Genomic DNA, 13,081 nt, shown 5'->3' with positions numbered 1-13,081 from the left:
AATATGCCGTTGAGGCAAGTCTTTTTTTGAGTTTGGGGGAATATCGGAATATTTATGAGGGATTTGAACGGGATGATTTGTGGTATAATACTAAAAAGGAGTTTTATATGCAAGATTTTTTTCAACGCTATTTTGATAAACTTGATTTAACAACCATATTAGAGAATCTCTTGACCAAGGTGATTTCTCTTTTAATTTTGTTTCTGCTATTTTATATAGCTAAAAAGATGCTTCATGCGACTGTCCGAAAGATTGTCAAGCCCTCGCTTAAATTTTCAAATCGGGATGCAGGCAGACAAAAGACCATTTCTCGTTTACTTGAGAATATTTTTAACTACACACTTTATTTCTTTTTGATTTACTGTATCTTGTCCATTTTAGGATTGCCAGTTTCCAGCCTCCTTGCTGGGGCAGGGATTGCTGGGGTAGCCATTGGAATGGGCGCACAAGGTTTTCTGTCTGACGTTATCAATGGTTTCTTTATCCTCTTTGAACGCCAGCTCGATGTGGGCGACGAAGTGGTCCTCACAAATGGTCCTATTACCGTATCTGGAAAGGTTGTCAGTGTAGGAATCCGTACGACCCAACTTCGCAGTGACGACCAAGCCCTTCACTTTGTTCCCAACCGAAATATCACTGTTGTCAGCAACTTTTCCCGTACAGAGTAGGTCTGCTATTTTGGCAGATTTGTGGTACAATAGAAAGAGTTTGGTAAAGGAGAGAGTATGCTATTTGTAGAGAAAAAACTAGGTCACAATTGTACCTGGATAGACCTTGATGTGGACAAGATTAAAAACATGGAAGATCTTTCTGACGTCTATGGATTGGATAAGGAAACCATCGAGTATGCTCTAGATAGAAATGAACGAGCCCACATGGATTATAACCGTGAAACGGGGACGGTAACCTTCATTTACAATGTTCTTGATTTAGAAAAAGATAAAGAATATTATGAAGCGATTCCGATGACCTTTATCGTTGAAAAACAACGGTTGATCACTATCAGCAATCACAAGAATACTTATGTGATTAAACGCATGGCAACCTACCTTGAAAGCCATGAAATCATTTCAATCTACAAATTTCTTTTTGCCAGTTTAGAGATTATTAGTAATGCTTATTATCCAGTTATTGAAGAGATGGATAAAAGTAAGGATGAAATCAGTGCACTTCTTCGTCAAAAAACAACTAAAAAAAATCTCTTTGCCCTTTCTGACTTGGAAACCGGTATGGTTTACCTGACAGCTGCTGCCAAACAAAATCGTCTCCTCTTGGAACATATCCAAGGGCATGCTCTTTATCGCAATCTTAATGAGGTAGAAAGAGAGCAGTTTGACGATGCTATGATTGAAGCCCATCAGTTGGTTTCAATGACAGATTTGATATCTCAAGTTTTGCAACAACTCTCAGCCTCTTACAACAACATCCTAAATAATAATCTAAATGATAATTTGACAACTTTGACAATTATCTCAGTCTTGCTAGCTATCCTTGCGGTTATTACAGGATTCTTCGGAATGAATGTCCCTTTACCATTTACAGATGAACCGAATGCTTGGATTTATATTTTGATAGCTAGTCTCATTTTATGGGCAGTCTTAGCCCAATGTTTAAAGAAAATTGCTAGAAATTAAAAAGAAAAGGAGCCAGAATGGCAATTGAAAACTATATGCCAGATTTTGCTGTGGGGGCAGTCTATGATCTGACAGTCCCAAGCCTGCAGGCGCAGGGAATCAAGGCTGTTTTGGTCGATTTGGATAACACCCTCATAGCTTGGAACAACCCTGATGGGACACCAGAGATGAAGCAATGGCTACATGATCTCCGTGATGCAGGCATTCGCATCATCGTGGTCTCAAATAATACCAAAAAACGGGTTCAACGCGCAGTTGAGAAATTTGGGATTGACTACGTTTATTGGGCCTTGAAGCCTTTCACTTTTGGGATTGACCGTGCCATGAAGGAATTTCACTACGAGAAAAATGAAGTGGTCATGGTCGGCGACCAACTCATGACGGATATTCGCGCAGCGCATCGTGCAGGCATTCGCTCAATCTTGGTCAAACCCTTGGTCCAACACGACTCGATCAAAACGCAGATTAACCGGGCTCGCGAGCGCCGTGTCATGCGAAAAATCACTGAAAAGTACGGACCGATTATATATAAAAAAGGAATCTAACTATGGAAGAAATTCTCTGTATTGGTTGTGGAGCAACCATTCAGACGACAGACAAGGCTGGTCTTGGATTTACTCCCCAGTCGGCACTCGAAAAAGGTTTGGAGACAGGCGAAGTCTATTGCCAACGCTGTTTCCGTCTCCGCCATTACAATGAAATCACAGATGTCCAGTTGACGGACGATGATTTCCTCAAACTCTTGCACGAGGTGGGAGACAGTGATGCTTTGGTAGTCAATGTCATTGATATCTTTGATTTTAATGGCTCTGTTATCCCAGGCCTGCCACGCTTTGTATCGGGCAATGATGTCCTCTTGGTCGGAAATAAGAAAGATATCCTGCCCAAGTCAGTTAAACCGGGCAAGATTAGCCAGTGGCTCATGGAACGTGCCCACGAAGAAGGACTTCGTCCAGTGGATGTCGTCCTGACTTCAGCCCAAAACAAGCATGCCATTAGGGAAGTCATTGACAAAATTGAGCACTACCGTAAGGGGCGTGATGTCTATGTAGTTGGGGTAACCAACGTTGGGAAATCAACTCTTATCAATGCCATTATCCAAGAAATCACAGGTGACCAAAATGTCATCACGACTTCGCGTTTCCCGGGGACAACCTTGGACAAGATTGAGATTCCGCTTGACGACGGATCTTATATTTACGATACGCCGGGAATCATCCATCGTCACCAGATGGCTCATTACTTGACGGCCAAAAACCTCAAGTATGTCAGCCCTAAAAAGGAAATCAAGCCCAAAACCTATCAGCTTAACCCTGAGCAAACCCTGTTTTTAGGTGGTTTAGGACGCTTTGACTTCATGTCAGGAGAAAAGCAAGGATTTACAGCTTTCTTTGACAATGAACTCAAACTCCACCGTACCAAGCTAGAAGGCGCTAGTGCCTTTTATGACAAGCACCTTGGAACCCTTCTGACACCACCAAATAGTAAGGAAAAAGAAGATTTTCCAAAACTAGTCCAGCATGTCTTTACCATCAAGGACAAGACAGACCTAGTCATCTCAGGACTAGGCTGGATCCGCGTAACAGGCAGCGCCAAAGTCGCCGTCTGGGCACCAGAAGGCGTCGCCGTCGTCACACGAAAAGCAATTATTTAAAAGTATCATTATAGAATTATTGAGCGAACAAAGTGAGCTCATACAAAGATAGTTATTGCCGTGGTGTGATTGCCAATCTTTAGATTGAGATTGGCAAGGGGCAAAATTGAGACTTAGGCTCAATTGTGAGGTCAGGAAATCCATTTTTCAAAGATGAAATCTCTGAAAAATTAGTTCCGACCGTCCCTCACCACCTAAAATAACTATCCAAAAAGGAAGAAAGAATATGTCATTAACATCAAAACAACGTGCCTTCCTCAACAGTCAGGCACATACCCTCAAACCCATCATTCAAATCGGGAAAAATGGTCTCAACGACCAAATCAAAACCAGCGTCCGTCAAGCTCTTGATGCTCGCGAATTGATCAAGGTTACACTCTTACAAAACACAGACGAAAACATCCACGAAGTAGCTGAAATCTTGGAAGAAGAAATTGGTGTGGATACAGTCCAAAAAATCGGACGCATCTTGATCTTGTTTAAGCAATCCAGCAAGAAAGAAAATCGCAAGATTTCCAAGAAAGTTAAAGAAATCTAAAACCCTACTCCAAACAACTGTTTTTACAGAGAATTAAAGGAAGACGAGCCTATGGCAATCGAATTATTGACTCCCTTTACCAAGGTAGAGTTGGAGCCAGAAATCAAGGAGAAAAAACGCAAACAAGTCGGGATTCTAGGAGGGAATTTTAATCCCGTTCACAATGCCCATCTTGTTGTGGCGGACCAAGTACGACAACAGTTAGGACTGGATCAGGTCCTGCTCATGCCCGAATACCAACCTCCTCATGTAGATAAAAAGGAAACCATTCCTGAGCATCATCGTCTTAAGATGCTTGAGTTGGCGATTGAGGGGATTGAAGGTCTGGACATTGAAACCATTGAGTTAGAGCGCAAGGGCATTTCCTACACCTACGACACCATGAAGCTTCTAACTGAGAAGAATCCAGATACGGATTATTACTTTATTATCGGGGCTGATATGGTGGACTATCTGCCTAAATGGTACCGAATTGATGAGCTGGTCGACATGGTTCAGTTTGTTGGAGTTCAGCGCCCACGCTACAAGGCAGGGACTTCCTATCCAGTTATCTGGGTGGATGTGCCTCTCATGGATATTTCCTCCAGCATGGTGCGTGACTTCATTGCCCAAGGTCGGAAACCCAACTTTCTCCTACCTCAGCCGGTGCTAGACTACATCGAGAAGGAGGGACTTTACTGATGGCATACCAAGACTATATCAACTGTTCCCGTGAGGCTTTGTTGGAAAGAATGGCAGAGCTTCTACCTGAAAAACGCCTAACCCATTGTCTTGGTGTAGAGCGTGCAGCCATAGAGCTAGCGAAGCGATTCGGAGTTGATGCCGAGAAAGCTGGTCTAGCAGGCCTTCTTCATGACTATGCTAAAAAACTGTCAGATCAGGAATTTTTGGATTTGATTGACCGTTATCAGCTGGATTCTGATCTCAAAAACTGGGGCAATAATGTCTGGCATGGCATGGTTGGTATCTACAAGATTCAGGAAGATTTGGATTTGCATAATCCAGAAATCCTGCGGGCTATTGAAATCCATACAGTCGGTTCTGGTCAGATGACTGATCTTGATAAGGTTATCTATGTCGCAGACTATATCGAGCATAATCGTGCCTTCCCTGGAGTGGACGAGGCACGTGAGATTGCAAGTTTGTCACTTAATAAGGCTGTGGCCTATGAGACAGCGCGAACTGTGGAACATCTAGCTCATAAGGGATTTCCCATCTATCCTCAAACCCTTGAAACCTATAACGCTTTTGTGCACTATTTGAAAGAGGACTAAATGAACGAAAAAGAATTACTAGAACTAGTCGTGAAAGCGGCTGATGAGAAACGTGCGGAGGATATCCTCGCACTTGATGTACAAGATTTGACCAGCGTGACGGACTACTTTGTCATTACGAGCTCAATGAATAGCCGTCAGTTGGACGCTATAGCTGATAATATCCGTGAAAAAGTAGCTCAAGCAGGCTTTAAAGGCAGCCATGTCGAAGGCGATGCAGCTGGAGGCTGGGTGTTGTTGGACCTAGGCGATGTTGTTGTGCATATCTTTTCAGAAGAAATGCGTGCCCACTATAACCTAGAAAAACTATGGCATGAGGCGGACTCAGTAGACATTTCTGAAGCCTTAGCATAGGAAATGAACTCAGTTGCAGTCAACTGGGTTTCTTTGCTTATTTTAGAAAATTGATGGAAAGGTGAAGGGCGTCGTGTTTTGTTCATCTCGAAACTGAACACGAGCTAAAAGCTGCGAGAAAAAGATAAACTTCCTTTGTATCTGACGATACAGCAGAAGGTTTCCTATTTTCTCCTTGCTTTTAACGCTCTTTGTATCTTAGAAAGGATTTGAACCCGTCCTGTAATCGTCGGAAAATAGATAGCTTAGTCTTGGATCAGGATCCTAAGTCCAAGCTCCTAATTTTCATTCCGATTACGGGCGGACTTGGTATCATGACTATGGCAACTTATGAAACCTTTGCGGCCGTTTACGATGCTGTGATGGATGATAGTTTATACAATAAATGGACAGATTTTTCTCTGCGTCATTTGCCTAAGACCAAGGAGAGAAAGAAGCTTTTGGAATTGGCTTGTGGAACAGGTATCCAGTCTGTCCGCTTTTCTCAAGCTGGCTTTGATGTGACAGGACTTGACTTGAGCGCGGATATGCTGAGGATTGCTGAAAAGAGAGCTACTTCAGCCAAGCAAAAGATTGATTTTATTGAAGGCAATATGCTGGATTTATCCAAGGCTGGTAAGTACGACTTTGTTACGTGTTACTCTGACTCTATCTGCTATATGCAGGATGAGGTGGAAGTAGGCGATGTCTTTAAAGAGGTCTACAATGCCCTCAACGAAGATGGTGTATTCATCTTTGATGTGCATTCAACCTACCAGACTGATGAGGTTTTTCCAGGCTATTCCTACCATGAAAACGCGGAAGATTTTGCCATGCTCTGGGATACCTATGAGGATGCGGCTCCTCACTCCATCGTGCATGAGTTGACTTTCTTTGTCAAGGAAGCGGACGGCTCCTTTAGTCGCCACGATGAAGTGCATGAGGAGCGGACTTATGAGGTTTTGACCTACGATATTTTATTGGAACAAGCTGGTTTCAAGTCCTTCAAACTCTATGCCGACTTTGAAGACAAGGAGCCGACAGAGACAAGTACCCGTTGGTTTTTTGTCGCGCAGAAGTAGGAGAACATGGATAAAAGTAAATTGAAAGTAGTTATAGTTTTTGTAATAAATAATGATATAATTAATTAAATCATAAGTAAGAAAAGAGGATAATAATGCTTGGTAATTTAGAGACTTTAGATGTGATTCTTCGAGAAAATTTATTGAGAATTCCGGATTATCAAAGGGGATATTCATGGAGAGATAAAGAAATTCGAGATTTTTGGGAAGATATAGAATTAATTGACGAACATCGTAATCATTATGCGGGTGTTTTAACTTTTGAACAAGTAGATAGTGAAATTTATAGTAATTGGAATAAAGAAAAATGGTTAATAACTGAAAGACGTATGAAACCATTCTATATTGTTGATGGGCAACAGCGATTGACGACGGCGGTTATACTACTAGTCACTATTTTAGAAGTTGCTAAGAAGTTTCATGCTGATAAAAAATTAGATACAAATCGGTCAATTGAATCTATATATAGTGATTATATAGCACAAGAAAAAGATGGGAATAAAACATATAAATTTTTGTACGATAATACTAGTGATAGCTTAGCGTTTTATATTAAAGAAATTTTAAAAGATGATTTTCCAGTAAATACTAATTTTGTTGTGGAACAAAATCAGTATTCCAATAATTTGAAGGAGGCTAAAGATTTTTTTACAACTCAGTGTAAAAAGTTAAGTTTTGAAAATCTTGATAAATTACTAAAGAAGCTCTTATATAATATTGTTTTTAATAAGTATATTATTGATGAGGAATTAGATATTTTTGTTACATTTGAGACAATGAATAATCGAGGAAAACCTTTGTCGAAATTAGAGTTATTGAAAAATAGATTAATTTATTTAACAATGCTTTTACAAACTAGTGATAGTGCAAAAGCTAATTTAAGAGAACAAATTAATGAATGTTGGAAAAAATTATATAGATATTTAGGTTCAGAAGAACTCAATTATACTTATGATGCTTTGTTAGGAACTAATATATTCAAGCGAGGATTAGATGATTCTTTTTTGGTGCAACAAATAGATTCTTATAAACCTTTGAAAAAATATATTAGCAAAATAGAAGGAGAGAGAAAAATTCAAAATTCAATTAATAATGTTGATTTTCTTTTGGATAATTATTTTACTGCTAGCAATGTGATTAATAAAACTATTGATATAAATGACATAAAAGGTTATATTGATGATTTGGGTAAAAAAATAACATTATGGGTTTGGTTAAATAATCCTTTTCAATATTCAACGATTAGTTTTGAAGAGGCTAAATTATTAAATGGAATTAAAATTTTACTCAATTCTAGAAGCAATAATTTTATTTTTGATGCAATATTCCCCATAGATTCACTGAAGAGAATTATTTTCTCTTTATATGGTGATGAGAATTGTGATGAAAAAAAACGGATAGCAATATTACAACAATTTGAATCTGCTATACTTATAAGATTGTTTTTGAGTAATTTAAAATATAAAGGCAATTATGATAAAATGTTCTCCTTTATAGAATTGAGTGAATTCTCTATACAGTTGCGAGATTTTGGTGAAAACGAAGAATTTGATTATCTGGATTATCTCAATAAGTTAAGAATAACTGTTAATAAGTTGAAACAAGCATTTGTTACTGGAAAATTCTTTGATAATACAAAAGTAGATTCGTTTTACTTTTATGAAAATAATAAACGAGTTGCAAAATATATTCTGTATAATTTAGAAGCTTATTTAATTGAAGAGGCAAAAGATCCAGAGTATGAGAAAAAAATTAGTGAACTCTTTTCTCATTTTGAAAGTGATCTTTATAATATCGAGCATATATATCCTAAAGCGGGTCGAAATACATATTGGGATCGTCAATTTGGTGATTTTAAAGACAGGGAAAAAAATAAGTTCAAACATTCCTTACCAAACTTGTTGTTGATTGGCAAAAAAAAGAATGGTTATCTTGGTGATAAATCTTATCCCGAAAAAAGAAAAAAAGGAGAGTGCTGTTATGAGTTTGGTATTTTCTCAGAGAGAACGTTGGCAAGAGACTATGAAGATTGGACTGTTGAATCTATTTATCAGAGATCTGAATACTTGAAAAAACATTTCAATAAACGTTGGGGAATTAATTTTTCAAACAATGATATTTTTGAACAATTTTTAGGGTTAAAATAATAATTATTACAATGTTCTATTGAATTGTAATAAGGAGAAAATATGACCATCACAGGTATTATCGCGGAGTTCAATCCTTTTCATAATGGGCATAAATACCTGCTGGAGCAGGCGAAGGGGCTGAAAATTGTTGCCATGTCTGGGAACTTCATGCAAAGAGGAGAGCCTGCTATCGTGGACAAATGGACACGGGCCCAGATGGCGCTTGAAAATGGAGCGGATCTGGTAGTGGAGTTGCCCTTTTTAGTCAGTGTTCAGGCGGCGGATTTCTTTGGTCAAGGGGCTGTGGATATCTTAGCACAGTTGGGTATTGATAGCCTCGCTTTTGGGACAGAAGAAGTTTTAGATTATCAAAAAATCGCTGACTTATACACAGAGCAAGGTAGAGAGATGGAGAATTTTGTGGAAAATTTGCCTGATTCTCTCTCCTATCCTCAGAAAACCCAAGCCATGTGGAAGGAATTTGCAGGTCTTGAGTTTTCAGGAAATACCCCCAATCATGTTCTTGCTCTAGCCTATGCTAAGGCGGTTGCAGGACGCAATATCAAGCTACATCCTATTCAGCGTCAGGGAGCAGGATATCATTCTGTGGACAAGGATGTGGACTTTGCCTCGGCGACAGCCCTACGTCAGCACCAAAGTGACAAAGATTTCTTAGAACGCTTTATGCCTTCTGTTGCTCTCTTTGAGCAAGCCAGTAAGGTGAGATGGGATGACTATTTTCCCTTGCTCCGCTATCAAATCTTGTCAAATCCAGACTTAACAACTATCTATCAGGTCAATCAAGAAATGGCAGCGCGCATCAAGGAAGCTATCAAAACAGCTCAGTCTGTGGAGGAATTGGTCGCAGCGGTTGCGACCAAGCGTTATACCAAGGCGCGTGTACGTCGCCTCTTGACTTATATCTTGGTACAAGCCAGAGAAAACGACTTGCCAGAAGCCATCCATGTCCTTGGCTTTACCGAAAAAGGCAGACAACATCTAAAGTCTCTGAAAGGGCAGGCCCATCTAGTCAGCCGAATTGGCAAAGAACCTTGGGATGCTATAACCCAAAAGGCAGACCAGATTTACCGACTAGGGAATCCAAGTATAGCAGAGCAGAATTTTGGTCGAGTGCCGATTAGAATGGAAATAAGTGGAAACTGTAGTGAGTGACATATAACGAAGCATAGAGGGAATCGGATTGGTTCTCTCTTTTGTCATGTTTAAAGCTATGAAAATCCTGGTTTTGACATTGTCAAAGTTCTAACAATTAAAGGCATTTCGTTTAATGACTATGATAAGGTTGATAGTGGCTTCCCGTTTTGTATGAGAACAGGGTGTTACAAAGCGTTAATAATCTTGTCCTCATCTGTATCTTTCGAAAACGTCTGAAAAACGATTAAAGTATGGGATTTACAAAAGAAATGATCTCTTCTAATGATGGTTTGGTCATTTTTTATTGGAAGTATTAATGGGCTTGATTTCGAAAATCGTAAGAGAGTTTCAATAGTTTGAACTCTAAAAGCGAATTTTTAACAAAAATTAAGTGTTTTCATTTGTCATTTCGCATATAATTACTTGAAAAGGGCAATCCGTTTTGGTAAAATGATAGGTGGTGTATACTAGATAAGAACGACTGGTATATTCCATATGGAATCTGCTTTTTCTAAGTCAAAGGGATAAAAACTGAGACTGACTGCGGTTTGATTATCTCTGGTTTTGAGAGGGCAGCGCAACTACGCTTTGTTAATGGTCATGAGGTTAACAAAGGGTCGCAATTGGATAAAAGAAAGGAATAGAATGTTTCGAAGTAAAAAATTTAACAAAGATTTCGAGATCGTAGATGAGAAAAAGCGTTATAAGCTTTACAAGTCGGGGAAAAACTGGGTAAAAGCCTCGAACTCTCAATTGGATCTCTTCCGTATTGGTGGGATGGGCGAAGTTGTCTCTAGTACCCTGTCAGACACTGAAGAACTTGATCACGCACATCTAAGCTTTAACACGCTAGCGGGTATAGGGGGAATCCTGGCCGCGGGGGCTGCAGGATTTGTGATGACTCAAGAGCAAACTGTATACGCAGATGAAACGTCTGACTATACAGAAAAGGATAAAACAGTCATCGCTGCTGAACCGAAAGCAGCTGAAACAACTGAAACAAGTACTAACTCAATCATCGCTCAAGCGCAAGCAGAAGTAAAGAAAGCTCAAGCAGAACAAGCATCTGCAACAGCTTCTGTATCAGTCAGTCAATCTGTTGAGGCTCAAGCGAGTGCGAGTCAGTCGGCTTCAGTCAGCCAATCTGCCTCAGCAAGTCAGTCAGTCTTAGAGAGTCAGTCAGCATCTGCAAGTGCTTCAACATCAGCAGGTCAGTCAACTGCTCCAGCATCTGAGTCAGCGAGTCAATCAACATCAGCTCCTGTATCAGCTTCAGCAAGTGCAAAAGCATCTGCATCAGTAAGCTCTACACCATCAGAGTCGGTAAGCACTCAAGCACCTGCCTCTGTAGTTGAGAGTACATCAGTTGTTAGTGAACCATCAGCTCAGGCTTCTGTGTCTACCTCAGCTTCTGCATCGCTCAACCTTAAGGTCAGCCCTGCGGCAAGTCTTGTATCAGGTAGTGCTAACCAAAGTTTGGCTAGTGCAGCTCTTAGCGCAAGCCAAGCAGCAACGACAAGCAACAATATCGCAGCTGGTATTGTAGCGGATAAGAACCAAGCCCAAGGCAAGGACGCAACCAAGCAAGCTGAAGAAGACCAAAAAGCAGACAAGACAGTAAATTCTTCACCAAAAGAAGTTGGTCAGTCAGGTTTCCGTAGTGCTGGTTATTCAGGTTTCCGTAGGTTGCCACAACCAGGTGATGAAGGATTTGATTGGGCTCCGAGACTTGAGGTCATAGATGGACCTGGGAATGTTGTTCTCCAACCTGGTCAAAAGTTCAATTTCACTGTAACTATCCATCACAGAAACTCTACAAACCAATTTGTACACCCAGCTAAACTAACTCTGATAGATAACTACAGACGGATTAAACCAAATGGTGACTGGATAACATATAAATTTACTTCTAGTGGCCCTGATGCTAAGATGAGAGTTTATGGTACTGTTCCAGAGAATCCTCAATCACTTACATATTTTGCAGCACTGCAAAATGAGGGAACAAATCAAAGGAGATTCCCGATAAGAGGCTTCTCAATGACTATTGATGGTAACGGTAGCATCTCTAAGTCGACATCAGCAAGCGTATCAGTATCTGCAAGTCAATCAGCTTCAAGCTCGGCAAAGGCTAGCCAAAGTGCTTCAGCAAGTCGCTCAGCTTCAGCATCTGTAAGTGCAAGCCAATCAGCATCAAGCTCAGCAAAAGCTAGCCAAAGTGCTTCAGCAAGTCGCTCAGCTTCAGCATCTGTAAGTGCAAGCCAATCAGCATCAAGCTCAGCAAAAGCTAGCCAAAGTGCTTCAGCAAGTCGCTCAGCTTCAGCATCTGTAAGTGCAAGCCAATCAGCGTCAAGCTCAGCAAAAGCTAGCCAAAGTGCTTCAGCAAGTCGCTCAGCTTCAGCATCTGTAAGTGCAAGCCAATCAGCATCAAGCTCAGCAAAAGCTAGCCAAAGTGCTTCAGCAAGTCGCTCAGCTTCAGCATCTGTAAGTGCAAGCCAATCAGCGTCAAGCTCAGCAAAAGCTAGCCAAAGTGCTTCAGCAAGTCGCTCAGCTTCAGCAAGTGTAAGCTCAAGTCGTTCAGCGAGTGCATCGCTTAGTGCAAGTCGCTCGGCCTCAGCAAGCGTAAGCTCAAGCCGTTCAGCAAGTGCTTCAGTAAGCTCAAGCCAATCCGCTTCAGCATCAGCATCAGCTAGTCAATCAACTAGTGCATCAGTATCTGCAAGCCAAAGTGCTTCAGCGTCTGTATCAGCTAGCCAATCAGCATCTGTATCCGCTAGCCAAAGTGCATCAGCGTCTGTATCAGCTAGCCAAAGTGCATCAGCTTCTGTAAGTGCAAGTCAATCAACTAGCGCATCAGTAAGCGCAAGTCAAAGTGCTTCAGCATCAGTATCAGCTAGTCAATCAGCTTCAGCGTCTGTATCAGCAAGCATCAGTGCAAGCCAATCAGCATCTGTATCCGCTAGCCAAAGCGCATCAGCATCTGTAAGTGCAAGCCAAAGCGCATCAGCATCAGTATCAGCAAGCATCAGTGCGAGCCAATCAGCATCTGTATCAGCAAGCCAATCAGCTTCAGCTTCAGTATCTGCAAGTCAAAGTACTTCAGCATCAGTAAGCGCCAGCCAAAGTGCTTCAGCTTCAGCATCTAACAACCAGAACTCAGCTTCTATCTCAGCAAGCGCGAGCCACTCTGCGTCAGTATCAGCAAGCCAAAGCGCTTCAGCATCAGTAAGTGCTAGTCAATCAGCATCTGTATCAGCAAGCCAATCAGCTTCAGCTTCAGTATCT

12 protein-coding genes and 1 pseudogene are annotated in these 13,081 nt (G+C 40.9%); 12 read left to right on the top strand and 1 reads right to left on the bottom strand.

The window, feature by feature from the left end:
- Positions 1–107: 107 nt before the first annotated feature.
- The 11 genes from D8801_RS07105 to D8801_RS07055 all read left to right on the top strand — a co-directional run bounded on the left by D8801_RS07105 (position 108) and on the right by D8801_RS07055 (position 9,817).
- Positions 108–668 (top strand): mechanosensitive ion channel family protein, encoded by a 561-nt coding sequence (locus tag D8801_RS07105; RefSeq protein WP_125848854.1) that lies wholly within the window; start codon positions 108–110, stop codon positions 666–668.
- A gap of 57 nt (positions 669–725) precedes the next feature.
- Positions 726–1,634, top strand: a complete 909-nt coding sequence (locus D8801_RS07100) for a magnesium transporter CorA family protein (RefSeq protein WP_000899719.1) — start codon at positions 726–728, stop codon at positions 1,632–1,634.
- A gap of 17 nt (positions 1,635–1,651) precedes the next feature.
- Positions 1,652–2,179: a YqeG family HAD IIIA-type phosphatase gene (locus D8801_RS07095; RefSeq protein WP_125848852.1), complete on the top strand. Its 528-nt coding sequence runs from the start codon at positions 1,652–1,654 to the stop codon at positions 2,177–2,179.
- A 2-nt stretch (positions 2,180–2,181) separates the two neighbouring features.
- On the top strand, positions 2,182–3,288 hold the full coding sequence (yqeH, locus tag D8801_RS07090; RefSeq protein WP_125848850.1) for a ribosome biogenesis GTPase YqeH: 1,107 nt from the start codon (positions 2,182–2,184) through the stop codon (positions 3,286–3,288).
- Between the two features lie 226 nt (positions 3,289–3,514).
- Positions 3,515–3,826 (top strand): ribosome assembly RNA-binding protein YhbY, encoded by a 312-nt coding sequence (gene yhbY, locus D8801_RS07085; RefSeq protein WP_000060169.1) that lies wholly within the window; start codon positions 3,515–3,517, stop codon positions 3,824–3,826.
- Between the two features lie 51 nt (positions 3,827–3,877).
- Complete coding sequence (locus D8801_RS07080; RefSeq protein WP_125848848.1) at positions 3,878–4,507, top strand: nicotinate-nucleotide adenylyltransferase; 630 nt, start codon at positions 3,878–3,880, stop codon at positions 4,505–4,507.
- Positions 4,507–5,100, top strand: coding sequence for a bis(5'-nucleosyl)-tetraphosphatase (symmetrical) YqeK (gene yqeK, locus D8801_RS07075; protein WP_125848846.1), 594 nt, complete (start codon positions 4,507–4,509; stop codon positions 5,098–5,100). Before D8801_RS07080 ends, yqeK begins: the two co-directional genes overlap by 1 nt.
- Complete coding sequence (rsfS, locus tag D8801_RS07070) at positions 5,101–5,454, top strand: ribosome silencing factor (RefSeq protein WP_125848844.1); 354 nt, start codon at positions 5,101–5,103, stop codon at positions 5,452–5,454.
- A 320-nt stretch (positions 5,455–5,774) separates the two neighbouring features.
- Positions 5,775–6,515, top strand: coding sequence for a class I SAM-dependent DNA methyltransferase (locus tag D8801_RS07065; RefSeq protein WP_312023150.1), 741 nt, complete (start codon positions 5,775–5,777; stop codon positions 6,513–6,515).
- A gap of 95 nt (positions 6,516–6,610) precedes the next feature.
- Positions 6,611–8,662 (top strand): DUF262 domain-containing protein, encoded by a 2,052-nt coding sequence (locus D8801_RS07060; protein ID WP_125848842.1) that lies wholly within the window; start codon positions 6,611–6,613, stop codon positions 8,660–8,662.
- A gap of 42 nt (positions 8,663–8,704) precedes the next feature.
- Positions 8,705–9,817, top strand: a complete 1,113-nt coding sequence (locus D8801_RS07055; RefSeq protein WP_125848840.1) for a nucleotidyltransferase — start codon at positions 8,705–8,707, stop codon at positions 9,815–9,817.
- Positions 9,818–9,826: 9 nt separating this feature from the next.
- On the opposite strand, the pseudogene D8801_RS09955 reads toward D8801_RS07055, so the two are convergent.
- A pseudogene (locus tag D8801_RS09955) lies at positions 9,827–10,082 on the bottom strand (ISL3 family transposase); the annotation flags it as partial.
- 362 nt (positions 10,083–10,444) lie between these two features.
- On the opposite strand from D8801_RS09955, the gene D8801_RS07050 reads away from it, so the two are divergent.
- On the top strand, positions 10,445–13,081 hold a 2,637-nt coding region (locus tag D8801_RS07050), incomplete at its 3' end, for a KxYKxGKxW signal peptide domain-containing protein (protein WP_185758512.1).

Origin of the sequence: Streptococcus oralis (assembly GCF_003943415.1) — a bacterium.
Lineage (GTDB): Bacteria > Bacillota > Bacilli > Lactobacillales > Streptococcaceae > Streptococcus > Streptococcus oralis_BJ.
This window is presented reverse-complemented; position numbering and strand designations above follow the sequence as displayed.

Coding starts and splice junctions, on each gene's coding strand:
- rsfS (WP_125848844.1), top strand. CDS start 5,101: ATGAACGAAAAAGAATTACTAGAACTAGTCGTGAAAGCGGCTGATGAG.
- yhbY (WP_000060169.1), top strand. CDS start 3,515: ATGTCATTAACATCAAAACAACGTGCCTTCCTCAACAGTCAGGCACAT.
- D8801_RS07080 (WP_125848848.1), top strand. CDS start 3,878: ATGGCAATCGAATTATTGACTCCCTTTACCAAGGTAGAGTTGGAGCCA.
- D8801_RS07060 (WP_125848842.1), top strand. CDS start 6,611: ATGCTTGGTAATTTAGAGACTTTAGATGTGATTCTTCGAGAAAATTTA.
- D8801_RS07100 (WP_000899719.1), top strand. CDS start 726: ATGCTATTTGTAGAGAAAAAACTAGGTCACAATTGTACCTGGATAGAC.
- yqeH (WP_125848850.1), top strand. CDS start 2,182: ATGGAAGAAATTCTCTGTATTGGTTGTGGAGCAACCATTCAGACGACA.
- yqeK (WP_125848846.1), top strand. CDS start 4,507: ATGGCATACCAAGACTATATCAACTGTTCCCGTGAGGCTTTGTTGGAA.
- D8801_RS07105 (WP_125848854.1), top strand. CDS start 108: ATGCAAGATTTTTTTCAACGCTATTTTGATAAACTTGATTTAACAACC.
- D8801_RS07065 (WP_312023150.1), top strand. CDS start 5,775: ATGGCAACTTATGAAACCTTTGCGGCCGTTTACGATGCTGTGATGGAT.
- D8801_RS07095 (WP_125848852.1), top strand. CDS start 1,652: ATGGCAATTGAAAACTATATGCCAGATTTTGCTGTGGGGGCAGTCTAT.
- D8801_RS07055 (WP_125848840.1), top strand. CDS start 8,705: ATGACCATCACAGGTATTATCGCGGAGTTCAATCCTTTTCATAATGGG.